Here is a 24,828-nt window from a genome sequence, read left to right on the forward strand (position 1 = left end):
TAACAAAATCATGGCAAAAGAATACAGCCGTACCCAACGTATCGGCGATCAGATGCAGCGTGAGCTGGCTCAACTGATCCGTCGCGAAGTCAAAGATCCACGTGTGGGTCTGGTCACCATTACCGCCGTTGAAGTCAGCCGTGACGTCGGTCACGCGAAGATCTTCATCACCGTGATGGGCCAGGACAACGCTGAAGACATCGCGCAAAGCATCAAGGTGCTCAACGCTGCCGCAGGCTTCCTGCGCATGCAACTGGCCCGTGAAATGAAGCTGCGCAGCGTGCCGCAATTGCACTTTCACTACGACGAATCCGTCGTGCGTGGTGCGCACCTGTCGGCCCTGATCGAGCGCGCCGTGGCTGAAGACAATCAGCACCTGGGCGTTGCTGCACCTGAAGACACCAAGGAGTAATTCGGTGGCTCAGGTCAAACGTATCCGTCGTAACGTCAGCGGTATCATCCTGCTCGACAAGCCGTTGGGGTTCACCTCCAACGCTGCGTTGCAGAAGGTCCGCTGGCTGCTCAATGCCGAGAAGGCCGGTCACACCGGTAGCCTCGACCCGTTGGCCACCGGCGTTTTGCCGCTGTGCTTCGGTGAGGCCACCAAGTTCTCGCAATACCTGCTCGATTCCGACAAGGGTTATGAAACCCTGGCGCAGCTGGGCAAGACCACCACCACGGCAGATGCCGAAGGTGAGGTTTTGCAGGAGCGTCCGGTGACCGTTGGTCGCGCCGATGTCGAGGCGGTTCTGCCGAAATTTCGTGGGCAAATCAGTCAGATACCGCCGATGTACTCGGCACTCAAACGTGATGGCCAGCCGCTGTACAAGCTGGCTCGTGCAGGCGAAGTAGTGGAGCGCGAACCGCGTTCTGTTACTATTGCGCGCTTGGAATTACTGGCCTTCGAAGGCGATACTGCGCGTCTTGCGGTGGATTGCAGCAAGGGCACCTATATTCGCACCCTGGTGGAGGATATCGGTGAGCAACTCGGTTGTGGTGCGTACGTCGCTGAATTGCGTCGTACCCAGGCCGGGCCTTTCACCCTCGCTCAGACCGTGACTCTCGAAGAGCTGGAAGCGGTACATGCCGAAGGCGGCAATGAAGCGGTTGATCGCTTCCTGATGCCATCGGACAGCGGTCTGCAGGATTGGCCGCTGCTGCACTTTTCGGAAGCAAGCGCGTTCTACTGGCTCAACGGCCAGCCGGTACGTGCCCCGGATGCTCCGAAGTTCGGCATGGTACGGGTACAGGATCACAATGGTCGCTTCATCGGTATCGGTGAAGTGAGCGAAGACGGGCGCATCGCGCCACGTCGTTTGATTCGGTCAGAATGACCGGAACCGGCCTGTGTAACAGCAGGTCGGCGAGTGTGGCTGTTAACAGGCACGGTCACGACTCATTTATAGATACAGGGATTTGTCCCTGGCCTGTTGAAGCTGTTTCCCTGAAACAGTTTCCTGATAAAAGGATTGCCTCATGGCTCTCGACGTTCAAGAAAAAGCTCAAATCGTTGCTGACTACCAGCAAGCTGTTGGTGACACTGGTTCGCCAGAAGTGCAAGTTGCACTGCTGACCGCCAACATCAACAAACTGCAAGGTCACTTCAAGGCCAACGGTAAAGATCACCACTCCCGTCGTGGTCTGATCCGCATGGTAAACCAGCGTCGCAAGCTGCTGGACTACCTGAAAGGCAAGGACGTGAGCCGTTACAGCGCTCTGATCGCTCGCCTGGGTCTGCGTCGCTAATCAGCGATTGCGCTATGAGGTTGGTGGTCTGCAAGACGTCCGCGGTTTACCGCGGTCGCCTTGCAGGCTCCCAGCCTCAAGTTTTATCTGGATACACGTTTTACCCCGGACAAGGGTCGGGCCGATTCCCGACATTGCCCAAGAATTCGCAAGAAACCAGTTCCCCCAAGAGCCACAAAGAAGGTAGGACACCGTGAACCCGGTAATCAAAAAATTCCAGTTCGGTCAATCGACCGTTACCCTCGAGACTGGCCGTATCGCCCGTCAGGCCTCCGGCGCAGTATTGGTCACCGTTGACGACGACGTCAGCGTATTGGTGACTGTAGTCGGTGCAAAACAAGCCGATCCGGGCAAGGGCTTCTTCCCTCTGTCCGTTCACTACCAGGAAAAGACTTACGCTGCCGGTAAGATCCCTGGCGGTTTCTTCAAGCGCGAAGGCCGTCCTTCCGAGAAAGAAACCCTGACTTCCCGACTGATCGACCGTCCGATCCGTCCGCTGTTCCCAGAAGGCTTCATGAACGAAGTGCAGGTTGTCTGCACCGTCGTTTCCACCAGCAAGAAGACCGATCCGGACATCGCTGCGATGATCGGTACCTCGGCTGCCCTGGCCATCTCGGGCATCCCGTTCGACGGCCCGATCGGCGCCGCTCGCGTGGCTTTCCACGAAAGCACTGGCTACCTGCTGAACCCGACTTACGAGCAGCAAGCTGCTTCGAGCCTGGACATGGTCGTTGCCGGTACTTCCGACGCCGTTCTGATGGTTGAATCGGAAGCCAAAGAGCTGACCGAAGACCAGATGCTGGGCGCGGTACTGTTTGCTCACGACGAATTCCAGGTGGTGATCAACGCTGTTAAAGAACTGGCTGCCGAAGCTGCCAAGCCGACCTGGACCTGGGCTCCTGCGCCAGAAGCCACCGAGCTGCTGGGTGCTATCCGTGCCGAGTTCGGCGAGGCGATCTCCCAGGCTTACACCATCACCGTCAAGGCTGACCGTTATGCGCGTCTGGGCGAGCTGAAGGATCAAGTCGTTGCCAAGCTGTCCGGTGAAGAAGGCCAGCCTTCGTCCAGCGAAGTCAAAGCGGCTTTCGGCGAAATCGAATACCGCACCGTTCGCGAAAACATCGTAAACGGCAAGCCACGTATCGACGGTCGCGACACCAAAACCGTACGTCCGCTGAACATCGAAGTCGGCGTTCTGCCGAAGACTCACGGTTCGGCGCTGTTCACCCGTGGTGAAACCCAGGCTCTGGTAGTCGCGACTCTGGGCACCGCCCGTGACGCACAGCTGCTGGACACCCTGGAAGGCGAGAAAAAAGACCCGTTCATGCTGCACTACAACTTCCCTCCGTTCTCGGTGGGCGAGTGTGGTCGCATGGGTGGCGCTGGTCGTCGTGAAATCGGTCACGGCCGTCTGGCCCGTCGTTCGGTTTCGGCCATGCTGCCAGCCGCAGACGTGTTCCCGTACACCATCCGTGTGGTTTCGGAAATCACCGAATCCAACGGTTCGAGCTCGATGGCTTCCGTTTGCGGTGCTTCCTTGGCCCTGATGGACGCTGGTGTGCCGATGAAGGCGCCGGTTGCCGGTATCGCCATGGGTCTGGTTAAAGAAGGCGAGAAATTCGCCGTCCTGACCGACATCCTCGGTGACGAAGACCACCTGGGCGACATGGACTTCAAAGTAGCCGGTACCGCCAAAGGCGTTACTGCGCTGCAGATGGACATCAAGATCAAGGGCATCACCGAAGAAATCATGGAAATCGCCCTGGGCCAAGCCCTGGAAGCGCGCCTGAACATCCTCGGTCAGATGAACCAGATCATCGGCCAGTCGCGTACCGAACTGTCGGCCAACGCTCCGACCATGATCGCGATGAAGATCGACACCGACAAGATTCGTGACGTTATCGGTAAAGGTGGCGCGACCATCCGTGCGATCTGCGAAGAAACCAAGGCTTCGATCGACATCGAAGACGACGGTTCGATCAAGATCTTCGGCGAAACCAAGGAAGCGGCTGAAGCAGCACGTCAGCGCGTTCTGGGCATCACTGCTGAGGCCGAGATCGGCAAGATCTACGTCGGCAAGGTTGAGCGCATCGTCGACTTCGGCGCATTCGTCAACATCCTGCCGGGCAAGGACGGTCTGGTGCACATCTCGATGCTGAGCGACGCTCGCGTAGAGAAAGTCACCGACATCCTGAAAGAAGGCCAGGAAGTGGAAGTGCTGGTACTGGACGTGGACAACCGCGGCCGTATCAAGCTGTCCATCAAAGACGTGGCAGCAGCCAAGGCTTCGGGCGTTTAATCACCCCATAGCTTTAGCGCAATAAAAATGCCCCGCCGTGAAAACGGCGGGGCATTTTTTTGTCTGCGAAATATCGCGACATTCTGCGAAGTTGCCGGACTTCAAGAGCGGTGCTAGGTTTAGCCCACCGCCCGTGTAGCTCAGCCGGTAGAGCAGCGCACTCGTAACGCGAAGGTCGCAGGTTCGATTCCTGTCTCGGGCACCAGCTTCTTCATCTCCCCACTTCTTGTCATGCGGATTTATGTTCCGCAGGTCAGCTTTTTGTGCGAGAGATGTAAAGAGCCGTGTAATTCGTCATGCAAACGTCCTATATTCGGTGCCTGCATGAGCATCGCTTAGCAGTTTTCAGATGATCCCGAATGGTTCCGAAGGCCGGTCAATCCGCGTCAGAGAGATCCTTGATGATCCAGATCCATCCTCCATTCCTAAGATCAGCGAGAACGCCATGACCGAATTAACTCAAGAGCAACGTCACGAACAAGCACTGGAAAAGTACATTCTGGACGTACCGGACCTCAAAGAAGAGATCAAGGACCTGAGTCCTGACGATCAGAAAGACCAGATCAAGTGGGCCTTCGAAGACGAGGCCGAGGCTCAGGGCCTGCAACCGTGGGAACTCGCGCTCAAGTACACGAGCACGCCGGAGGAGTACGAAACCCAACGCCTCGAAATGCACAAAGAGGCGGCCGAAGTGCTGGGTGTCGAATGGGACGAGTACTGCGAGATGAATAATCTCGTCGTATAAAAGCAGCTACGAGTTTCCAGCGGCAAGCTGCAAGTCACAGCAAAAGCGCTGTGGCTTGTAGCTCGAAACTTGCCGCTGCTGTTAAAGGCTGAGGCGCATCGACAGATCCACCGCTTTCACATCCTTGGTCATCGCGCCGATCGAGATGTAATCCACCCCGGTTTCGGCGATCGGCAGCAGCGTGCTTTCGTTGATGCCGCCGCTGGCTTCCAGCTTCGCCTTACCGCCGTTCAGGTGCACGGCTTCGCGCATGTCGTCCAGGCTCAGTTCGTCGAGCATGATGATGTCGGCGCCGGCGGCCAAGGCTTCCTTCAGCTCCTGCAGACTTTCCACTTCGACTTCCACCGGTTTGCCCGGCGCGATCTTGTGCGCGGCGGCAATGGCCTGGGGGATGCCACCGCTGGCGGCGATGTGGTTTTCCTTGATCAGGAACGCGTCGTACAGGCCGATACGGTGGTTGTGGCAGCCACCGCAGGTTACCGCGTATTTCTGCGCCAGACGCAGGCCAGGCAGGGTTTTGCGGGTGTCGAGCAGTTTGACCTGAGTCTCGGCAACGAAGTCGGCCAAATATTGCGCACGGGTTGCAACACCGGATAGCAACTGCAGGAAGTTCAGCGCGCTGCGTTCACCGGTCAACAGTGAACGGGCCGGCCCTTCCAGATGAAACAACGGCTGATTGGGGTTAACCCGCTGGCCATCAACCACTTGCCAATGCACCGCGACCCGCGGATCGAGCTGACGAAACACGGCATCAACCCACGCGGTGCCGCAGATGACGGCGGCATCGCGCGTGATGATGGTGGCTTTGGCCAGGCGTTCGGCCGGGATCAATTGCGCGGTGATGTCGCCGCTGCCGATGTCTTCGAGCAACGCACGGCGCACGTTGGCTTCGATTTCGGCGGTCAAATCGGCGAGACGTAGATTCGGCATAACGGGCTCCACAAACAAAGTGGTTCGATTATAGGGGCATGGCGCGAGCCAACCCAAGGCGAGAACGTGCGGGCTTGCCTGCATCCGGTCGATTTTCTTTGAGCAAACGGCGCCCGGACAGGGTCACTGAGAGGGCATAGGGGAAACCCTGACGACTATGGCGCCGTGGGCAAGTTATGAAAGATAATCCGCCTTGCATTTGACGTCATGGCTTTGACGTCCTGATTGAACTTGTGGGAGTGAGCCTGCTCGCGAATGCATTCTTTCAGTGACATTGCTGCGGCTGACACACCGCTATCGCGAGCAGGCTCGCTCCCACAGGGATCCGGGTTGGCTTGACCGAACGAATCACCGTTTCAGGAGGCCTGGATGCACAACGACGGGAAAGTGGTGCCTTTGCACAAGGGCGCTACCGATCAGGCGAATCACTCGCCGCTCGCCCGCCTGCCTGTGATTCTGCTTCAGGTTCGCGACAAGGCTGCTCAGCAACTGCGCCAAGGTTTGCAGGAGCTGTTCGATAACGCCGATGACACGCTGTTTGAAATGGCCGACCGGGCGCGCAACGACGTCGAGCAGAATATTTTTTTCGAAGCCATGCGTGACCTGCGCCTCAAGCGCAAAAACATCGAGCGCGGCTTTCTTGAGCAATTTTTCGAAGCGTTCGTCGGCCTGACGCAATACGACCCCACGCACAACACCCTGCCGCACGCCCTGGTGTACGACGAACAGGCACCGCGCAGCGACGACATGGAGCGCAGCGTGGCAGTCGAGACCATGGTCGGTCGCGTACTCAAGCGCGACGGCTTTGCCCTCGATCAACTGACCGCGCGCCTTAACGCGCTGCTCGGCAACACTCTCGACGATCAGCACAACCCGCTCGGTCCGGCGCTGCTCTGCGAGTTCTTCCTGCAGGCCGGGCGTAATCTGGGCGTGGAGATCAAGGTCAAGCTGATCCTGCTCAAACTGTTCGAGCGCTACGTCCTGGCCGACACCGAACAGCTTTACGCCGAAGCCAATCAATTGCTGCTCGCTACCGGCGTGTTGCCCGAACTGAAGGCCGCCCCGGCGCGGCGTGCGATTGATCGTGCGCTCGCCAATGTGCACAGCGAGGAAAACGACGACACTCCGGCCGTCGACGAAGGCGTGCAGGAGGTTTTCGCCGCGTTGCAGCAATTGCTCGCGCAGGTGCGCGGCAGGGTCGCGCCGACGCTGGAGCCCAGCATTGCGGCGCAACCGATCTCCACCCGCGACCTGCTGCGCCTGCTCTCGCACTTGCAACAATACGTGCCGGCGTTGGCGGCACAGGATGATTTCGATCTGCGCAATCAGCTCGAACAGCTGCTGACCCGGGTCAGCGTCAGAAGCGGCAAATCGCGGATCGTCGGCGATGCGGACGAGGACGTGATCAACCTGATCGCCATGGTCTTCGATTGCATTCTTGACGACCGTAATGTGCCGGATTCGCTCAAGGCCTTGATCGCGCGGTTGCAGATCCCGATGCTCAAGGTCGCGGTGCTCGACAAGAGCGTCTTCAGCCGCAGCACCCATCCGGCGCGGCGCCTGCTCAACGAAATCGCTGAGGCGGCGATGGGCTGGGGCGACTGCGACGGCGAGGCGCGCGACAGCCTGTACCTGCGTATCGAACAAGTGGTGCAGCGCCTGCTGACCGATTTTGTTGACGATCCGGCAATCTTCTCCGAATTGCTGGCTGATTTTCTCGCCTTCACCAGTGATGAACGCCGCCGCAGCGAGCTGCTTGAACAGCGCCTGCGTGACGCCGAAGAGGGGCGAGCGAAAACCGAACTGGCGCGGCGTCGGGTCGAACGTGCGCTGAATCAAGCGTTGCTGGGCAAGATCCTGCCGCCGTCCGTGGTCACCTTCGTCCAGGACGCGTGGAGCAAAGTATTGCTGCTGACCTGTCTCAAGCATGGCGATCAGTCCGCTGAGTGGCAGGCCGATGTGCAAACCATGGAGCAATTGATCTGGAGCGTGCAGCGTCATGACGACGCTGAATCCAGCCTGCGCTTGCTGGCGCTGGTGCCAGGGTTACTCAAGTCGCTGCGCGATGGCCTGAGCAGTTCGGCGTTCGATCCATTTGCCACCAGTGAGTTTTTCAGCGAGCTGGAAGGCCTGCATGTGCGGGTTCTGGAGCGCTCCGATCAAACTGATCAGGCTTTGCCAATGGTCGAGGTGTCGCAGCAGATCATCCTGCAAACCGCTGATGAAGGCAGCGCGGCGTTGACCTCGGTACGTTTGCCCCACGATGCCGCCGGTCTGCGCCAGGTCGAGCAACTGCGCCTGGGCAGTTGGGTGGCGTTTGAGGAAGACGATGAACACAGCCTGCGCTGCAAACTGGCGGCCATCATCGAAGCCACCGGCAAGTACGTGTTTGTCGATCGCACCGGGATGAAGGTGCTGGAGCGCAGCCGCATCGCGCTGGCCTTTGAGTTTCAGCGTGGGACGGTGCGTGCGCTGGACGATACTTTGCTGTTCGACCGCGCACTCGAATCGGTGCTGGGCAATCTGCGGCGACTCAATCGCGCCAAGTGATCGCGCGCCGGGGGCCGATCACGGCATACTGGGCGCCAACACAGTCGGCGTTGAAGGAATCGGTATGCAGTTGGATCCCGCTAGCGGGTGGTGTCACGGGGTGCAGGTGTGCCCATCGCCCAACTTCAATGAACGCCCGGCGGGCGAAGTTTCCCTGTTGGTCATCCACAACATCAGCCTGCCACCGGCGCAGTTCGCCACGGGCAAGGTGCAGGAATTTTTCCAGAATCGTCTGGATGTCACCGAGCATCCCTATTTTGCAGGGATTGCCGACCTGCGCGTCTCGGCGCATTTTCTGATTGAACGTGACGGCAAGGTCACCCAGTTTGTCTCCTGTCTTGAGCGGGCGTGGCATGCCGGTGTGTCGGTCTTCGAAGGACGGGAAACCTGTAACGATTTTTCCGTGGGCATCGAACTGGAAGGCACCGATGATCTGCCGTTCACCGATGCGCAGTATCAGGCGTTGACGGCGTTGACCCGCCAGTTGCAAAGCGCATTTCCGGCCATCACCGGCGCCCGCATCTGTGGGCACAGCGACATAGCACCCGGGCGTAAGACCGATCCTGGCCCGGCATTCGACTGGGCGCGTTACCGCGCGGCCCTGGCACAAGAGGAAGGACAATGAGTTTTCTGGTGTTACTGCTGGCGCTGTGGATCGAGAAGTTTTCGGCCCTGCGTCATCGGGTTCAACGCGATGGCGGATGGATCCGCGAACTGAACAAACTCGAAACCAGCACGCGCCTGGCCAGACAGCCCTGGCTGGTGCTGACGATTCTGGTGCTGTTTCCGGTGGCGCTGCTGGCGTTGCTGCTATTGGTGCTGGAGCCGGTGGCCTACGGCTTGCTGGCATTGCCGGTGCATCTGCTGGTGGTGATTTACAGCTTGGGTCGCGGCGATTTGCTTGGCGGTCTCGGGCCGTTCCGTGATGCCTGGCGGCGTGAGGACTTGCAAGCCGCAGCGCACGTGGCCAAGCGCGATCTGGATATCTGCGCCGACAGCGGCGAGCAGTTGCTTGAAAGCGTGCAGGGGCATCTGCTGTGGCAGGCCTATCAGAGCTTTTTTGCGGTGATCTTCTGGTATTTCGTGCTCGGCCCGGTGGCAGCATTGGCGTATCGCCTGTTGGCGCTGGCGCAAGAACACGGGCAGAACCCGGCACTGGTCGAGCGCGCCGCGCAACTGCGGCATGCCTTCGACTGGCTGCCGGTACGCTTGTTGGCGGCGAGTCTGGCGCTGGTCGGCAACTTTGTCGCGGTCAGTCGGGTGATGCTGCATGAGTTGCTGAATTGGAACATCAGCGCTGCGCAACTGATCAATCGGGTCGGTCTCGCGGCGGGAGAGATTCCGGCTCCGGTGGTCGGGCCGGAGGGCATCAACACCCTCGATTGCCTGTGGGAACTGCTGCTGCGTGCGGCGGTGTTGTGGTATGCCGGGTTTGCCTTGTGGACGGTTCTGGCGCACTGATTCAAAGAAAGATCAAAAGATCGCAGCCTGCGGCAGCTCCTACGAGGAGATCTGTGTGTCCCGGGCTGCGATGTCGTTAACCTTAAGTTACAAAACCTCCCTCCGATTTGAGCTATACAGAGATGGCGTTCGATAGTGGCTATCTGCTGTCGCCCCGCGCCTGCCAATAAAAACAAGAAAAACCAAGGGAGACTTCCAGTGAAGAGCTTGCTCTATCCCGCCGTCTCGCTGATGAACCGTCTGAGCTTCGGCATGAAGTTCAGCCTGATCAGCGTGCTGTTTCTGGTGCCGATGCTGGTGACCAATTTCTATCTGGTGCGCGATTCCTATCGTGAATTCCAGGGCACCCGCGTCGAACTGCAAAGCCTCGATCTGCTGGGCAGCAGCCTGGCACTGCGCCGGGATCTGGAAACCCTCAACAACCTGGTACAGATCAACGTCACCCTCGGCCAGTCCGGCAAGGCCGGCAACGTCGAGGCGCAGATCACCACCCTTGAGCAAGCAGTGTTGGCACGCCTGCAAGGGCTGACGGCGATGACCGACGATCCTGAACAGACTCAGCTGTTCGACGGCAAACGCGATGAAATGATCGCCGCATTCAAGGCCCAGCAAGCGGAAAATTCGTTGCAGAGCAAAAGCGCGTTGATCGGCAAATTGCTCGCCAGTTCGCAGATTTTCAGCCAGATCATCACCAGTCAGGCCGGCCTGAGTCGCGATAACCAGAGTGACATCCGCCAGCTCAGCGAACTGGTCACGCTGATCACACCGACCGTCACGCAAACCCTCGGCGAAGGCCGGGCGATGGGCTCGTATTCATTGGGCCAGGGTTTTCTCAACAGTTCGTCGAGCACCCGTTTTGATGAGTTGCTGGTGCAGATCGAAAAACTGCAGGCCGAGTACGCGCTGAAACTGCAGGACGCCCTTGGCTCCAGCAAAGCCGCGCGGGATACCCTCAGCGCGGCGGCTGACAGCAGCAAGGCCTCGCTGAAACAGGCCAGCGAATTGTTCGAAGAACAAGTGGTGATGGCCGACACCCTCGATGCGCCGTGGCAGGCGTTTTACAATGAGGTCACCGGGCTGATCGACCGGACTTACCAGCTCAACGAAGCCACGCTGAAATTCCTCGACACGCAATTGCAGCAGCGTCTTGCGCAGAACCGCACGCACATGGTGTTGCAAGCGGTGGCGCTGTCGGTAGTGTTCGTGCTGATTTTCTATCTCTACGGTGGTTTCTACGCCTCGACCCGCACCACGCTGAAACGCTTGGGCGCGATGATGGACAAGGTCGCGGCCGGCGATATGACTGTCAACTTCAAGGCCAGCAGTCGCGATGAACTGGGTGAGTTGGGCGAGGTGTTCAATGGCACGGTGAGGAAGATTCACGACTTGATCGAGCGCGTAGGTCAGACCGTCGCCGAGGTCGAACGTCAGGCCGGGCAGGTCGAGAACGTCTCCGCACAGAGCAATCAGGCGGTGGCGGGGCAACGCACGCAGATCGAGCAAGTGGCAACGGCGATGAACCAGATGTCGGCCACCTCGCTGGAAGTGGCGCGCAGTGCAGCGGCAGCGGTGAGCAGTGCCCACAGCGTCAATGACGAGACCATTAATGGTCGTGGCCTGGTCGAGTCACAGCAGGGCAGCATTGCCGCACTGGCCAGCGAGATCGACCAGTCGGTGTTGGTGATCAACCAGTTGGCCAGCGACAGTCAGTCGATCAGCCGCGTACTGGAAGTGATCAAAAGCATCGCCGAACAAACCAACCTGCTGGCGCTCAACGCTGCGATCGAAGCGGCGCGTGCTGGCGAGCAGGGACGCGGTTTTGCCGTGGTCGCCGACGAAGTGCGCACGCTGGCCAAACGCACTCAGCAATCAACTGAAGAAATCGAACAGATGATCGCCAAGCTGCACGGCGGCGTCGGCGCTGCGGTGAAAGCCATGGGCGTCAGCCATCAGATGGCCAATGGCACGGTCGGGCAGTCGGAAAAGGTCCAGCAGGCGCTGGAAAACATCCTCGGTGCGGTCGGCATGATCGTTGATCAGAACCAGCAGATCGCTGCGGCGGTTGAACAGCAAACGGCGGTGGCCCACGACATCGATCAGAACATCGTCGAGATCAACCGCGCTGGCGAGCGCACGGCGCAAGGTGCGCACCAGACCGAAGATGCCAGCCGGGCGCTGTCAGCCCAAGTGGTTGAGCTTAAACAGCTGATCAGCGCCTTCCGCGTCTGAGTCGTCACACACCTGTGGGAGCGAGCTTGCTCGCGAATGCAATCTGTCAGTGACGTCGCTGTCACCTGACACCCCGCTTTCGCAAGCAGGCTCGCTCCCACCGGGTTCAGGGTTTTGTCAGAATCTTTTGTAGTACTTTTTCACTTCAGACCGTAAGCCCAATCCTGTTTCTCGCCGTGTTCTGGCGTTTACCCAGCAATGAGCCAGTATCCATGCTCAACGTTAGCGTAGAGGAGGCCGCTCATGTCTGTCGCGACTCTTGGAGTCCAGGGGCGCTGTGCTCATTGCCAGACCACGCAGCTGCTCAAACCGTGGCAACTCAATGCCATCTCGATCAATGAACCGTTCACCTGCGAGCATTGCCAGAAAGCGCTGGAGCTGCGTTGCCCGCAACAGATCAAGCGCTTCAAGTCCCTCGACTCGCTGGCGCTGCTGCGCTTCAGTGCTTCGCTGACGGTGTGCACCGCGCTGCTGGTGGCGTTGGTGATGGAATGGCTGGGACTGCTTAGCGTCACCGAGCAACTGAACGCGTCACTGATCACGATTTTCTTGTACTTCGTGGTCGTCCGTTACGCGCGCCAGCGTCAGCATGTGACGCTGATTCTGGAGGCCGCCAAGGCTTACGCCGATTGATTACCAGCCGAACACTTCGCAGCTGTTGGCGGTACTGGCCGTGGCCAGTTGCTGCGGGGTGATCTTCATCAGCTCGGCCAGCGCCGCGCAGATCGCCGGCAAGTGCGCCGGGCTGTTGCGCTGGCCGGGAAACATGACAGGTGCCATGTCCGGTGAATCGGTTTCCAGCACGATCGAATCCAGCGGCAGTTCCGCCAGCACCCGATGCATGCGCAACGCTTGCGGCCAGGTCGGTGCGCCGCCGAGGCCCAGTTTGAAACCGAGTTTGATGTACTCCCGCGCTTCTTCATGGCTACCGGCGAAGGCATGGATGATCCCTGCGCGTTTGAGCTTGAAGCGCTTGAGCGTCGCGATCACTGCCGCGTGGCTGCGGCGCACATGGATCAGCGCTGGCAAATGGAAGTCTGCGGCCAGTTGCAGTTGCGCCTCGAACAGCGCCTGTTGCCGCTCGCGGTCGAGGGTTTCGATGAAGTAATCCAGACCAATCTCGCCCACCGCACACAATTGCCGATGACCGCGCAATCGCGTCAGCCAATCACCGAGTGCCAATAAATCTTCAGGACGATGCTGATCGAGATAGACCGGATGCAATCCAAGCGCCGCGTACAAATCGGCATCGCTCTGCACCAGATCCCAGACCCGTTGCCAGTTACCCTCATAGACGCCCAACACCACCATCCGCCGCACCCCGAGGGCGCGGCTTTCGGCGAGCAACGCCGAGCGATCGGCGTCGAAGTCGGGGAAGTCGAGGTGGGTGTGGCTGTCGATCAGCTCCACGGCTCAGTCCCGGTGAATACGCTGCTTGAAGGTCCGCGCGATGGCCTGCACGCCGGGCTTGTACTCCGACTGCTCGACCGCCGCCAAGGCCAGTTCCAGCGCCTTGTCGGCGATCAACTGGTGTTGCTGGGCCATGGCGTTGACCGGCAGCGGCAGGAAATCCAATAACTGCGTATCACCGAAGGTGCCGAGGCGCAGCGGGCGGGACTTCAGCGGGAAGTCATGCAGCGCATCGAACACGCCTTGCAGCAGCACGTAGGAAGTGGTCACCAGCGCATCGGGCAAATGCCCCAGACGCTGCAGGAGTTCTTCCATCAATTGCTTGCCGCATTCGCGGCTGAAGGATTCGGCGTGTTCGACCAGCACTTCGCCCTTGAAGTCGACCAGCGCCTGTTTGAAACCGGCGGCACGCTCCTGACTGATGCTCAGTTCCGGGCGCGCACCGAGCAGGACGATCTGCTTCGGTTGCGGGTCGAGCAGGCTTTGGGTCAGGTGCAGGCTGGCTTCGCGGTCGTCACTGATCACCGAGCAGAAGTGCTCGGGTTCCATGACCCGGTCGATAGCGATGATCGGCAGGCCCTTGGCCTGCAACTGGCGGTAACTGTCATCCCCAGTCGGCAGGCAACTGGCGACGATCAGCGCATCGCAGCGGCGCGCCTTGAACAGTTGCAGCAACTGCCGCTCGCTGTCCGGCGCATCGTCGGAGCTGGCGATCAGCAATTGATAGCCGCGCGCCCGCGCACCTTGCTCAAGCAGTTTGGCGATCCGCGCGTAACTGGGGTTTTCCAGATCCGGCAGAATAAAGCCCAGCGTGCGCGTGTGCCGACTGCGCAGTCCGGCCGCTTGAGGGTTTGGCGTGAAGCCGTGCAGATCGACCACCGCCCGCACCCGCTCGACGGTGGCGTTGCTGATGCGTTGCTGTTCGGCCTTGCCGTTGATGACGTAGCTGGCGGTGGTCACGGACACTCCGGCCAACCGCGCGATATCACTGAGTTTCAACCCGGGATTTCCTTGTTTTTTCGAGCTTGCCGCCACATTTTCGCCAATCCTAACCGATTAGGGCAGGCGACTATTGTCGCAGCGCATCCGACAAGTTGGACTTCAAGGATGGGACATTATCGAGTAACGTGCCGATCAATCTAGATTAAACGTTTCAGCAAGCGTATTTTCTACGTTTTAGACGTCTTTGGCCGGTTCTGCCGTGAAACCGCCAAAACTGCCGCTGAAAAGCAAAGCGGTAAAACGCCTAAGCTGCAAACTATCCAAAACAATACCTGGCACTCATAAAGCGCCAAAAAGGAGATCGCATGCTCGAGCTCACTATAGAGCAGATATCCATGGGCCAATCGGCTGTGGATAAACCCGCTGCCCTGCAACTGCTCGCCAATCACCTGGTGGCCGATGGTCTGGTTGCCGACGGTTACCTCGCTGGATTGCAGGCACGGGAAGCCCAGGGCTCGACCTTTCTCGGTCAAGGTATTGCCATTCCCCACGGCACCCCGGAAACCCGCGATCAGGTATTCGCCACCGGCGTGCGCCTGATGCAGTTCCCGGAAGGCGTGGATTGGGGCGATGGCCAGATCGTTTATCTGGCGATTGGCATCGCCGCCAAATCCGACGAACACCTGCGCCTGCTGCAACTGCTGACCCGCGCCCTCGGCGAGACCGATCTGGGCCAGGCTCTGCGTCGTGCCAGTTCTCCCGAAGCGCTGCTGAAGTTGCTGCAAGGCGCGCCACAGGAACTGGCGCTGGATGCGCAGATGATCGGCCTCGGCGTGTCGGCCGATGATTTCGAAGAGTTGGTCTGGCGTGGCGCACGTCTGCTGCGGCAGGCCGATTGTGTGAGCAACGGTTTTGCCGGTGTATTGCAACAGGTCGAAGCGCTGCCGCTGGGCGATGGTTTGTGGTGGCTGCACAGCGAGCAAACCGTGAAGCGCCCGGGCCTGGCGTTCGTGACGCCGGACAAACCGATGCGCTACCTCGGTCAGCCGCTCAGTGGTCTGTTCTGCCTGGCCAGCCTTGGCGAGGCGCATCAGGCGCTGCTTGAGCGCCTGTGTGCGTTGCTCATCGAAGGTCGCGGCCATGAATTGGGCCGCGCCACCAGCAGCCGTAAAGTCCTTGAAGTGCTCGGCGGTGAATTGCCCGCCGACTGGCCGAACGCACGCATTGCCCTGGCCAACGCCCATGGTTTGCACGCACGCCCGGCGAAGATCCTCGCGCAACTGGCGAAGAGTTTTGACGGTGAGATTCGTGTGCGCATCGTCGACGGTCAGGACAGCGCCGTGTCAGTGAAGAGCCTGAGCAAGCTGCTCAGCCTCGGTGCCCGACGCGGTCAGGTGCTGGAGTTGATCGCCGAACCGAGCATCGCCGCGGATGCCTTGCCGGCACTCTTGGCTGCGATCGAAGAAGGGCTTGGCGAAGAAGTCGAGCCGCTGCCAGCCGTAAGCCAGCAGCGCGAGGTCATTGCCGACATCGCCGAAGTGCTGATCGCCCCGGCGTCCGGTGCTCAATTGCAGGCGATCCCGGCAGCCCCCGGCATTGCCATCGGCCCGGCGCATATTCAGGTTCAGCAAACCATTGATTACCCGCTGCGCGGCGAGTCCGCCGCCGTTGAGCGCGAACGTCTCAAGCAAGCGCTCAGCGACGTGCGCAGTGACATTCAGGGCCTGATCGAGCGCAGCAAAGCCAAAGCCATTCGCGAGATTTTCATCACCCATCAGGAAATGCTCGACGACCCGGAACTCACCGACGAAGTCGACACCCGCCTCAAGCAGGGCGAAAGCGCCGAAGCGGCGTGGATGGCGGTGATCGAAGCGGCGGCCAAACAACAGGAATCGCTGCAAGATGCCTTGCTCGCCGAACGGGCGGCGGATCTGCGCGACATCGGTCGCCGCGTACTGGCGCAACTGTGTGGCGTGCAAACGGCGAGCGAGCCTGAGCAACCTTACATTCTGGTGATGGACGAGGTCGGCCCGTCCGATGTCGCGCGGCTGGACCCGGCGCGCGTGGCGGGGATTCTTACCGCACGTGGCGGGGCCACCGCGCACAGTGCAATCGTCGCCCGAGCCCTCGGGATTCCGGCGCTGGTCGGTGCTGGCGCGGCAGTGTTGCTGCTGCAACCGGGCACGCCGTTGCTGCTTGATGGTCAACGCGGTCGCCTGCATGTCGACGCCGATGCCGCGACCCTGCAACGTGCCGCCGAAGAGCGCGACACCCGTGAGCAACGCCTGAAGATTGCCGCCGAACAGCGTCATCAACCGGCACACACCACCGACGGCCACGCCGTTGAAGTGTTCGCCAACATCGGCGAAAGCGCCGGGGTCACCGCAGCGGTAGAGCAGGGCGCCGAAGGCATCGGTCTGTTGCGTACCGAACTGATTTTCATGGCTCATCCGCAAGCGCCGGATGAGGCGACGCAAGAAGCTGAATACCGCCGGGTCCTCGATGGCCTCGCCGGTCGACCGCTGGTGGTGCGCACGCTGGATGTCGGCGGCGACAAACCGCTGCCGTATTGGCCGATCGCCAAGGAAGAAAATCCGTTCCTCGGTGTGCGCGGTATTCGCCTGACCTTGCAGCGTCCGCAGATCATGGAAGCGCAATTGCGCGCCTTGCTGCGTTCGGCGGACAACCGTCCGTTGCGCATCATGTTCCCGATGGTCGGCAGCGTCGAAGAGTGGCGTCAGGCCCGCGACATGACCGAGCGGCTGCGCCTGGAAATCCCGGTCGCCGATCTGCAACTGGGGATCATGATCGAAGTGCCGTCCGCCGCTTTGCTCGCGCCGGTACTCGCGAAGGAAGTCGACTTCTTCAGCGTCGGCACCAACGACCTCACCCAATACACCCTGGCCATCGACCGTGGTCACCCGACCCTGTCGGCGCAGGCGGATGGCTTGCACCCGGCGGTGCTGCAACTGATCGACATCACCGTGCGCGCGGCCCACGCCCACGGCAAATGGGTTGGCGTCTGCGGCGAACTGGCGGCGGACCCGCTGGCGGTGCCGGTGCTGGTCGGCCTCGGGGTCGATGAACTCAGCGTCTCCGGGCGCAGCATTGCCGAGGTGAAGGCACGCATCCGCGAACTCAGCCTGACCCAGGCGCAAACCCTTGCTCAACAAGCCCTGGCCGTGGGCAGCGCGAACGAAGTGCGCGCATTAGTGGAGGCCCTGTAATGGCCAAGATTCTTACCCTGACCCTCAACCCGGCGCTCGACCTCACCGTCGAACTGCCACGGCTGGAGGCCGGTCAGGTCAATCGCAGCGACGAGATGCACACCCACGCCGCCGGCAAAGGCGTGAACGTCGCCCAGGTGCTGGCTGATCTGGGACACCAAGTGACGGTCAGTGGTTTTCTCGGTGAAGACAACCTGCAAGCGTTCGAGACCCTGTTCGCCAAGCGTGGTTTTGTCGACGCGTTTATCCGCGTGCCGGGCGAGACGCGCAGCAACATCAAGGTCGCCGAACAGGACGGCCGCATCACCGACATCAACGGTCCGGGGCCGATGGTCGACGCTGCGGCGCAGCAGGCGTTGCTCGAGCGTCTGCTGCAGATTGCACCAGGTCACGATGCCGTCGTGGTCGCCGGCAGTTTGCCGCGCGGCGTGACTGCGCAGTGGTTGCGTGAGTTGATCGAACGGCTCAACCAGCTCGGTCTGAAAGTCGCCCTCGACAGCAGCGGCGAAGCCTTGCGCGCAGCTTTGCAGGCCGGTCCGTGGCTGATCAAACCGAACACTGAAGAACTCGCCGATGCACTCGGTTGCGAGGTGGTTTCTCACGCGGCCGAAGCTCAGGCAGCGGCGGGTTTACATGCCCAAGGTATCGAGCACGTGGTCATCTCTCACGGTGCTGACGGCGTGAACTGGTTCAGCATCGGTTCGGCACTGCACGCCACACCGCCGAAAGTCAGTGTTGCCAGCACGGTCGGTGCCGGCGATTCGTTGCTGGCCGGCATGCTCCACGGTCTGCTCAGCGCCGATACGCCCGAGCAAACCCTGCGCACGGCCACCGCAATTGCGGCGATGGCGGTGACTCAGATCGGTTTCGGCATCAACGATGCTGCGCAACTGGCGCAGCTCGAACAGGGCGTGCGCGTGCGTCCCCTGACAGAACAATAAGAGGGTTTGTCATGAAATTAGCCATTGTTACGGCTTGCCCGAACGGCATGGTCACCAGTGTGCTGTGCGCGCGTTTGCTCGATGCCGCCGCGCAGCGTCAGGGCTGGAGCACCAGCGTGGAAGTGGTCGATGCAGCGCACCCGGAACGTGAATTGTCGGCGGCGACGATTGCAGCGGCGGAGTGGGTGTTGCTGGTCACCACCGGCGCGGTGGACATGAGCCGCTTTGTCGGCAAACGGGTGTTCCAGATCGCCCCGGCGCAGGCGTTGCAGGATGTCGAAGCGGTGCTGCGTCGTGGTGCTGAAGAGGCAGAAGTTTACGTCGCCAGCGAGGCTGCACCAGCGACTGATGCGCCGCGTGCCCCACGCATCGTCGCCATCACTGCCTGCCCGACCGGTGTCGCCCACACCTTCATGGCCGCCGAAGCCTTGCAGCAGACCGCCAAGCGTCTGGGTTACGAACTGCAGGTCGAAACCCAAGGCTCGGTGGGCGCGAAAACCCCGTTGAGCGCCGCGGCGATTGCCGACGCGGACGTGGTGTTGCTGGCGGCGGATATCGAAGTCGCCACCGAGCGTTTCGCCGGCAAGAGAATCTATCGCTGCGGCACCGGGATTGCCTTGAAGCAGTCCGAAGCTACACTGAAAAAAGCCTTGGCCGAAGGCGCGGTGGAAAGCGCGGCGGCTGACGGCAAGGCACCGGCCAGGCAAGAGAAAACCGGCATCTATAAACACCTGCTGACCGGCGTGTCGTACATGCTGCCGATGGTGGTGGCCGGCGGTTTGATGATCGCGCTGTCGTTCGTCTTCGGCATCACCGCGTTCAAGGAGGAAGGCACGCTGGCGGCGGCGTTGATGCAGATCGGTGGCGAGACCGCGTTCAAGTTGATGGTGCCGCTGCTGGCCGGTTACATCGCGTATTCGATCGCCGACCGTCCTGGTCTGGCGCCGGGGATGATTGGTGGTTTGCTCGCCAGTACGCTGGGCGCGGGGTTTATCGGCGGTATCGTCGCTGGTTTTATCGCTGGTTATGCGGCGAAAGCGATCAGCCGTTATGTCGCCTTGCCGCAGAGCCTCGAAGCGCTGAAACCGATCCTGATCATCCCGTTGTTCGCCAGTCTGTTTACCGGTCTGGTGATGATCTACGTGGTGGGCAAACCGGTCGCCGGGATGCTGTTGGCGCTGACGAGTTTTCTCGACAGCATGGGCACCACCAACGCGATTCTGCTCGGTGTAGTGCTCGGCGGCATGATGTGCGTTGACCTCGGCGGGCCGATCAACAAAGCCGCCTATGCATTTTCGGTGGGGCTGCTGGCGTCGCAGAGTTATGCGCCAATGGCCGCGACCATGGCGGCCGGTATGGTGCCGCCGATTGGCCTCGGTATCGCTACGTTTATTGCGCGGAGAAAGTTCGCCCAGACTGAACGCGAGGCCGGCAAGGCTGCCTTCGTGCTGGGGCTGTGCTTCATCTCCGAAGGGGCGATTCCGTTTGCCGCGAAAGATCCGTTGCGGGTGATCCCGGCGAGCATCGCCGGCGGTGCATTGACCGGTGCGTTGTCGATGTATTTCGGCTGCAAACTGATGGCTCCGCACGGTGGCTTGTTTGTGCTGGCGATTCCGAATGCGATCAACCATGCGTTGTTGTATTTGCTGGCGATTGTCGCGGGGAGTTTGTTGACCGCCGTGGTCTATGCGACGGTCAAACGCCCGGAAGCCGTCGAGCTGGCGCTGGAACCCGCCAAGGCCTGACTGACGACACAAATCCCCTGTGGGAGCGAGCCTGCTCGCGAATGCAATCTGCCAGCGACATGTATGTTGACTGGCACACCGCTTTCGCGAGCAGGCTCGCTCCCACAATGGTTAGTGGTGTCATGGCGAGTTCATATAGGCGTGCTTAAGTTTTCCTTTTTTCAGGGAGAACACCATGAGCGATTTCAACCCGGGTCGCCGGCGTGTCGTGCAAGGTATCGGTGCCGGTCTGCTGATGCCGGGTCTGGCGCCGGCGGTGATTGCGTCGGTCAAGGATCGGCCGCAACTGACCGATGGCGTGCAGTCCGGCGACCTGCAAGGCGACCGCGCGATGATCTGGAGCCGCAGCGATCGCCCGGCGTGGATGGTGGTCGAGTGGGACACCCGCAGCCAGTTTCGCCATCCGCGCCGGGTGGTCTCGGCGCTGGCCGATGCGCGCACGGATTTCACCGCCCGGGTTGAACTGACCGGGCTGCCCGCCGATCAGGCGATTTTCTATCGGGTGTATTTCAAGGACGCGCAAACCGGCGTCGCCAGCGAGCCGTGGCTCGGCCATCTGCGCAGCGCGCCGATGGCGCGGCGCAATATTCGTTTCGTCTGGAGCGGTGACACCGTCGGCCAGGGTTTCGGCATCAACCCGGACATCGGCGGCATGCGCATCTACGAATCCATGCGCCTGCGCCTGCCGGACTTCTTTATCCACAGCGGCGACACCATCTACGCCGACGGCCCGGTACCCGCGCAGCTCACCACCGAAAACGGCCGCATCTGGCGCAACATCACCACCGAAGCCAAGAGCAAAGTCGCGCAGACCCTCGCCGACTATCGCGGCAACTACCGCTACAACCTGATGGACGAAAACATCCGCCGCTTCAACGCCGAAGTGCCGCAGATCTGGCAGTGGGACGACCATGAAGTGGTCAACAACTGGTCGCCGGGCAAGCAGCTCGACGAGCGCTATCAGGAGAAAGATATCCACACCCTGGTCGGCCGTGCGCGTCAGGCCTGGCTGGAATATTCACCGATGCGTTTGCAGGCCGCCGACGGCGGCGGGCGGATTTATCGCAAGATCAATTACGGGCCGATGCTCGATGTGTTCGTGCTCGACATGCGCAGTTATCGCGGCGCCAATGACGACAACCTCGGCGCGGCGAAACCGTTTCTGGGACGTGAGCAGCTGGATTGGCTCAAGCGCGGTTTGAAGAAGTCGAAGGCCCAATGGAAGGTCATCGCCGCTGACATGCCGATTGGCCTCGGTGTACCGGATGGTGAGGTCAGCCCGGGTGTCGCGCGTTGGGAAGCGGTGGCTAACGGTGACCCGGGACCGGCCCAGGGGCGCGAGGTGGAAATCGCCGAATTGCTCGGTTATCTGCGTGCGCAGCAGGTGCGCAATTTTGTCTTCCTGACGGCGGATGTGCATTACTGCGCGGCGCATCACTATCACCCCGATCGCGCGGCGTTTCAGGATTTCGAACCGTTCTGGGAGTTTGTCGCCGGGCCGTTGAATGCCGGGAGTTTCGGGCCCAATCCTCTGGACAAGACCTTTGGCCCGGAAGTGGTGTTCGAGAAGGCGCCGCCGGCGCAGAACACTTCGCCGTTTGCCGGGTTTCAGTTTTTTGGCGAGGTGAATATTGAAGGGCAGAGCGGGGAGATGAGTGTGGTGTTGCGGGATTTGAATGGGGTGGCGGTGTTTGAGCAGAAGTTGCAGCCAGTTTGAAGATCAAAAGCTAACCCTCACCCCAGCCCTCTCCCGGAGGGAGAGGGGGCCGACCGAGTTGTCTGAAGAGGTACGTCGACCTGAAAGACCGTGTCGATTGTTAGATTGGACGCAAAGCCTTTCTCTCGATTATGGATTCGGTAAAGCAGTCGCAGGTCGGCGTACATCTCAAGCATCCCCCAATCAGTCCCCTCTCCCTTTGGGAGAGGGTTAGGGTGAGGGGCTTTTAATAGACGTCGCGACGATAGCGGCCCTGCTCAATCAGGCGTTCGACTTCAGCGCTGCCGAGAATGTCGTTAAGCACTTGATCAACGCCTGACGCCATCCCCTGCAAACTGCCGCAGATGTAAATCACCGCACCGTCCGCCAGCCATTTCTTCAGCTCGTCGGCCGACTCACGCAAGCGATCCTGCACATAAATCTTCTCGGCCTGATCCCGCGAGAACGCCAGATCCAGCCGCGCCAGATCTCCATTGATCAACCACTCTTCCAGTTCCGCGCGGCAGAGGAAATCGTGCTGACGATTGCGCTCACCAAACAGCAACCACTGGCGCTGTTGACCGTCGGCAATCCGCGCCTTGAGCAAGCTGCGCAACCCGGCCAGGCCGGTGCCGTTGCCCAGCAGAATCATCGGCACGGGTTCGTTGGGCAGATGGAAGCCACTGTTGCGACGCACGCGCAAACTGATGCTGCCGCCCACGGACGCGTGCTCGGTCAGCCAGCCGGAACCGATGCCAAGGGTGCCATCGGTATGTCGTTCCTGACGCACGATCAACTCCAGCACGCCGTCGGCGGCAATCGAGGCGATCGAGTATTCGCGCATGGCCAGCGGCACCATCGCGTCGACCAGTGACTGCGCGTGCAGACCGACCAGATGTGCGCGGTGTTCGGGCAATTGCCGCGACGCCAGCGCGACGTCCAGCGGCTCGTCGAGGCCGTTGATTTTTACGTTGGTCTCGCCACGAATGCCGAGGCCGTCGAGGAAATGTTCGATGGCCCACGGGCAATTGCGCGGCAGGACTTCGACCAGATCACCGGCCAGCCAACTGCTGGTGTTCGGTGCGCTCAGGCCCAACAAGTAAACCGGCGCACCGCTGCTGTCCGGGTTCATCAGTTCGCGGCGTGTCAGCGTCCAGTTGTCGTAGCTCGGCGCTTGCCAGGTGTCGACCGGGGCTTGGCCGGTGAGCAGGCCGAGTTGGGTTTGCCAGTGACGCAGGGCGTAGGGATCGCCGCTGTCGACTTCCACTGGCGCGAACAGGGTCTTGCCGCCGTGCTCGCTCAGCCACTGATGCAGGCGCTTGGCGAAGCCGCAGAAGTGCTGATACTGACGATCGCCAAGGCCGAGCACCGAGTAATTCAGGCTGTCGAGGGTTGCAGCCCTGGACAGCACTTTGCGTTCGAACCCACGCGCGCTGTCCGGCGCTTCGCCGTCGCCAAACGTGCTGACCACAAACAGTGCGTTGTTCGATTCACGCAGATCCTGTTCGCTGACATTCGCCAGCGGCTGCACTTTCACCGGCAGACCGGCGGCCTGCAATTGCCCGGCGGTCTGCCACGCCAATTGCTCGGCAAACCCGCTCTGGCTGGCGAAACCGATCAGCCATGCCGAGGCATCGCCGCCCGGTTGTGCGAGGCCTTGGCGCGCATCCTTGATCTGCTTTTTCTTGCGCCGACGATCGAGGTACAGCAGCCAGCCGGTGATGAAAAACAGCGGCATGCACACCGCCGCGACGGTGATGATGATCCGCCCGACCAGACCGAAATAGCTGCCGACATGCAGCGCATAAATGCTGGTCAGCAGTTGCGCCTTGAAGCTCTTGTCGGCGTAACGGTCGACACGTTTGACGATGCCGGTGGCCGGGTCGAGGGTGATCTGGTTCAGCGCGCGATCATGCGGCGAGCTGTCGAGCAGGTAGAACACGGTCGCCGGTTGGCCCGCGACGGCCGGCATACGGATGTTGTAGGCGGCCAGACCCGGGCCGGCGGCGCTGTAGATGCTGCTCCACATCGCTGCGTAATCGGCGGTCGGTGCCGGGCCTTCCGGCGCCGGCCCGCGACCACCGCGCACGCGCTCGTTTTGCGGTGCGTCGGAGAGCAATTTGGTCAGGCCTTTGTTGTACCACTCGTACGACCACGACAATCCGGTCAGTGCCAGCAACAGATAGACCAGCAGGCACCAGGTGCCCGCCACCGAGTGCAGATCCCAGTTGAAGGCGCGGCCCTTTTTCCTCCAGTCCAGGGTCAGCCACACGCGCCAGCTGTGCCACTGACGTGGCCAGCGCAGGTACAGACCGGAGAGGCAGAAGAACAGCAGGATCAGCGTACAGGCACCGGTGATGTTGCGGCCGGTGTCGCCCATGGCGAGGAAACGGTGCAGTTGCAGCATCAAGCCAAAGAAATCCTGACCGACCGCATCGCCCATGAACTCGGCGGTGTAAGGATCGAAGTAGCGCATCTCTCCGCGCCGCTCACCTTTTGGCGGGGTGAAGAACACCTTGGCCGCGTGGCCGCTGTCGGTTTCGACCCAGAGCATCGAGACTTTTTTCCCCGACGCGGCTTCGATGCGCTCAACCAGCTCGACGGGCGGCAGCGCGCCGGCCACCTGCTTCTCCACTTGCAGGACGGAGGGATTCAGCGCTCGCAGGATCTCGTCCTGAAACGAATAGGCCGCGCCGGTGATGCCCATCAACGCCAGCACCAGGCCTGCGGTGATGCCAAAAAACCAGTGCAACTGGAACAGGGTTTTCTTCAACACGTCACTCGCCGTCCGTTCGGAAATTGTCATCACGGCGCGCATTATGCCGTGGGTTATCGAGAAGCGTTCTTTCTTACGCACAAAAGCCCCGTTCAACTGAATGAACGGGGCCAGGCCTTGCGGCGTATTCC

At 60.8% G+C, this 24,828-nt stretch carries 18 protein-coding genes and 1 tRNA gene; 15 read left to right on the plus strand and 4 right to left on the minus strand.

The annotated features are described in order from the left end of the window. Nucleotides 1-10 precede the first annotated feature (10 nt). The 6 genes from rbfA (at nucleotide 11) to QZR14_RS09385 (ending at nucleotide 4,790) form a co-directional block, all read left to right on the plus strand. Nucleotides 11-412, plus strand: a complete 402-nt coding sequence (gene rbfA / locus QZR14_RS09360) for a 30S ribosome-binding factor RbfA (protein WP_311996404.1) — start codon at nucleotides 11-13, stop codon at nucleotides 410-412. Between the two features lie 4 nt (nucleotides 413-416). Further along, the gene (truB, locus tag QZR14_RS09365) at nucleotides 417-1,334 is read left to right on the plus strand and encodes a tRNA pseudouridine(55) synthase TruB (protein ID WP_024011571.1); all 918 of its coding nucleotides are present in this window, start codon (nucleotides 417-419) and stop codon (nucleotides 1,332-1,334) included. Between the two features lie 142 nt (nucleotides 1,335-1,476). Next, nucleotides 1,477-1,746 carry a 30S ribosomal protein S15 gene (gene rpsO, locus QZR14_RS09370; protein WP_011332409.1) on the plus strand — a complete coding sequence of 90 codons (270 nt, stop codon included), beginning with the start codon at nucleotides 1,477-1,479 and terminating at the stop codon, nucleotides 1,744-1,746. Nucleotides 1,747-1,939: 193 nt separating this feature from the next. Then, nucleotides 1,940-4,045, plus strand: a complete 2,106-nt coding sequence (pnp, locus tag QZR14_RS09375; protein ID WP_007915263.1) for a polyribonucleotide nucleotidyltransferase — start codon at nucleotides 1,940-1,942, stop codon at nucleotides 4,043-4,045. 129 nt (nucleotides 4,046-4,174) lie between these two features. Next, nucleotides 4,175-4,250, plus strand: a tRNA-Thr gene (locus tag QZR14_RS09380). A 240-nt stretch (nucleotides 4,251-4,490) separates the two neighbouring features. Then, complete coding sequence (locus QZR14_RS09385; RefSeq protein ID WP_250607077.1) at nucleotides 4,491-4,790, plus strand: DUF6388 family protein; 300 nt, start codon at nucleotides 4,491-4,493, stop codon at nucleotides 4,788-4,790. A gap of 81 nt (nucleotides 4,791-4,871) precedes the next feature. Here the strand turns inward: QZR14_RS09385 and nadC are convergent, their stop codons facing one another. Continuing rightward, nucleotides 4,872-5,720 carry a carboxylating nicotinate-nucleotide diphosphorylase gene (gene nadC / locus QZR14_RS09390; RefSeq protein ID WP_311996405.1) on the minus strand — a complete coding sequence of 283 codons (849 nt, stop codon included), beginning with the start codon at nucleotides 5,718-5,720 and terminating at the stop codon, nucleotides 4,872-4,874. Nucleotides 5,721-6,089: 369 nt separating this feature from the next. Between nadC and QZR14_RS09395 the strand changes: the two genes are divergently transcribed. The 5 genes from QZR14_RS09395 (at nucleotide 6,090) to QZR14_RS09415 (ending at nucleotide 12,593) form a co-directional block, all read left to right on the plus strand. Then, a complete protein-coding gene (locus tag QZR14_RS09395) occupies nucleotides 6,090-8,270 on the plus strand; it encodes a DUF1631 domain-containing protein (protein WP_311996406.1) in 2,181 nt (726 codons plus the stop codon). Between the two features lie 64 nt (nucleotides 8,271-8,334). Next, a complete protein-coding gene (gene ampD / locus QZR14_RS09400) occupies nucleotides 8,335-8,895 on the plus strand; it encodes a 1,6-anhydro-N-acetylmuramyl-L-alanine amidase AmpD (RefSeq protein ID WP_250607080.1) in 561 nt (186 codons plus the stop codon). Further along, the gene (ampE, locus tag QZR14_RS09405) at nucleotides 8,892-9,731 is read left to right on the plus strand and encodes a regulatory signaling modulator protein AmpE (protein WP_311996407.1); all 840 of its coding nucleotides are present in this window, start codon (nucleotides 8,892-8,894) and stop codon (nucleotides 9,729-9,731) included. Before ampD ends, ampE begins: the two co-directional genes overlap by 4 nt. Nucleotides 9,732-11,255: 1,524 nt before the next feature. Next, nucleotides 11,256-11,960 (plus strand): methyl-accepting chemotaxis protein, encoded by a 705-nt coding sequence (locus tag QZR14_RS28040; protein ID WP_371857645.1) that lies wholly within the window; start codon nucleotides 11,256-11,258, stop codon nucleotides 11,958-11,960. Nucleotides 11,961-12,203: 243 nt separating this feature from the next. Next, nucleotides 12,204-12,593: a hypothetical protein gene (locus QZR14_RS09415; protein ID WP_311996409.1), complete on the plus strand. Its 390-nt coding sequence runs from the start codon at nucleotides 12,204-12,206 to the stop codon at nucleotides 12,591-12,593. Here QZR14_RS09415 and QZR14_RS09420 read toward each other — a convergent pair whose 3' ends face one another. Together QZR14_RS09420 and cra are read right to left on the minus strand one after the other, a co-directional pair. After that, nucleotides 12,594-13,370, minus strand: a complete 777-nt coding sequence (locus tag QZR14_RS09420; RefSeq protein ID WP_311996410.1) for a TatD family hydrolase — start codon at nucleotides 13,368-13,370, stop codon at nucleotides 12,594-12,596. Between the two features lie 3 nt (nucleotides 13,371-13,373). Next, a complete protein-coding gene (cra, locus tag QZR14_RS09425; RefSeq protein WP_250607084.1) occupies nucleotides 13,374-14,369 on the minus strand; it encodes a catabolite repressor/activator in 996 nt (331 codons plus the stop codon). Nucleotides 14,370-14,677: 308 nt separating this feature from the next. On the opposite strand from cra, the gene ptsP reads away from it, so the two are divergent. From ptsP to QZR14_RS09445, 4 genes are all read left to right on the plus strand, one after another. After that, the gene (ptsP, locus tag QZR14_RS09430; protein WP_311996411.1) at nucleotides 14,678-17,539 is read left to right on the plus strand and encodes a phosphoenolpyruvate--protein phosphotransferase; all 2,862 of its coding nucleotides are present in this window, start codon (nucleotides 14,678-14,680) and stop codon (nucleotides 17,537-17,539) included. Next, nucleotides 17,539-18,480 (plus strand): 1-phosphofructokinase, encoded by a 942-nt coding sequence (pfkB, locus tag QZR14_RS09435; protein ID WP_311996412.1) that lies wholly within the window; start codon nucleotides 17,539-17,541, stop codon nucleotides 18,478-18,480. The genes ptsP and pfkB overlap by 1 nt, the downstream gene beginning before the upstream one ends. An 11-nt stretch (nucleotides 18,481-18,491) precedes the next feature. Continuing rightward, nucleotides 18,492-20,225, plus strand: a complete 1,734-nt coding sequence (locus QZR14_RS09440) for a PTS fructose-like transporter subunit IIB (RefSeq protein WP_311996413.1) — start codon at nucleotides 18,492-18,494, stop codon at nucleotides 20,223-20,225. Between the two features lie 175 nt (nucleotides 20,226-20,400). Then, entirely contained in the window at nucleotides 20,401-21,942 is a 1,542-nt protein-coding gene (locus QZR14_RS09445) for an alkaline phosphatase D family protein (protein WP_311996414.1), read from the plus strand. A 226-nt stretch (nucleotides 21,943-22,168) separates the two neighbouring features. Here QZR14_RS09445 and QZR14_RS09450 read toward each other — a convergent pair whose 3' ends face one another. Next, nucleotides 22,169-24,697 carry a sulfite reductase flavoprotein subunit alpha gene (locus tag QZR14_RS09450; RefSeq protein WP_311996476.1) on the minus strand — a complete coding sequence of 843 codons (2,529 nt, stop codon included), beginning with the start codon at nucleotides 24,695-24,697 and terminating at the stop codon, nucleotides 22,169-22,171. Nucleotides 24,698-24,828: the final 131 nt, after the last annotated feature.

Source organism: Pseudomonas sp. rhizo66 (genome assembly GCF_031931925.1).
Classification (GTDB): Bacteria; Pseudomonadota; Gammaproteobacteria; order Pseudomonadales; family Pseudomonadaceae; genus Aquipseudomonas.

Coding starts and splice junctions, on each gene's coding strand:
- rbfA (WP_311996404.1), top strand. CDS start 11: ATGGCAAAAGAATACAGCCGTACCCAACGTATCGGCGATCAGATGCAG.
- rpsO (WP_011332409.1), top strand. CDS start 1,477: ATGGCTCTCGACGTTCAAGAAAAAGCTCAAATCGTTGCTGACTACCAG.
- QZR14_RS09385 (WP_250607077.1), top strand. CDS start 4,491: ATGACCGAATTAACTCAAGAGCAACGTCACGAACAAGCACTGGAAAAG.
- nadC (WP_311996405.1), bottom strand. CDS start 5,720: ATGCCGAATCTACGTCTCGCCGATTTGACCGCCGAAATCGAAGCCAAC.
- QZR14_RS09395 (WP_311996406.1), top strand. CDS start 6,090: ATGCACAACGACGGGAAAGTGGTGCCTTTGCACAAGGGCGCTACCGAT.
- ampD (WP_250607080.1), top strand. CDS start 8,335: ATGCAGTTGGATCCCGCTAGCGGGTGGTGTCACGGGGTGCAGGTGTGC.
- ampE (WP_311996407.1), top strand. CDS start 8,892: ATGAGTTTTCTGGTGTTACTGCTGGCGCTGTGGATCGAGAAGTTTTCG.
- QZR14_RS28040 (WP_371857645.1), top strand. CDS start 11,256: ATGTCGGCCACCTCGCTGGAAGTGGCGCGCAGTGCAGCGGCAGCGGTG.
- QZR14_RS09415 (WP_311996409.1), top strand. CDS start 12,204: ATGTCTGTCGCGACTCTTGGAGTCCAGGGGCGCTGTGCTCATTGCCAG.
- ptsP (WP_311996411.1), top strand. CDS start 14,678: ATGCTCGAGCTCACTATAGAGCAGATATCCATGGGCCAATCGGCTGTG.
- pfkB (WP_311996412.1), top strand. CDS start 17,539: ATGGCCAAGATTCTTACCCTGACCCTCAACCCGGCGCTCGACCTCACC.
- QZR14_RS09440 (WP_311996413.1), top strand. CDS start 18,492: ATGAAATTAGCCATTGTTACGGCTTGCCCGAACGGCATGGTCACCAGT.
- QZR14_RS09445 (WP_311996414.1), top strand. CDS start 20,401: ATGAGCGATTTCAACCCGGGTCGCCGGCGTGTCGTGCAAGGTATCGGT.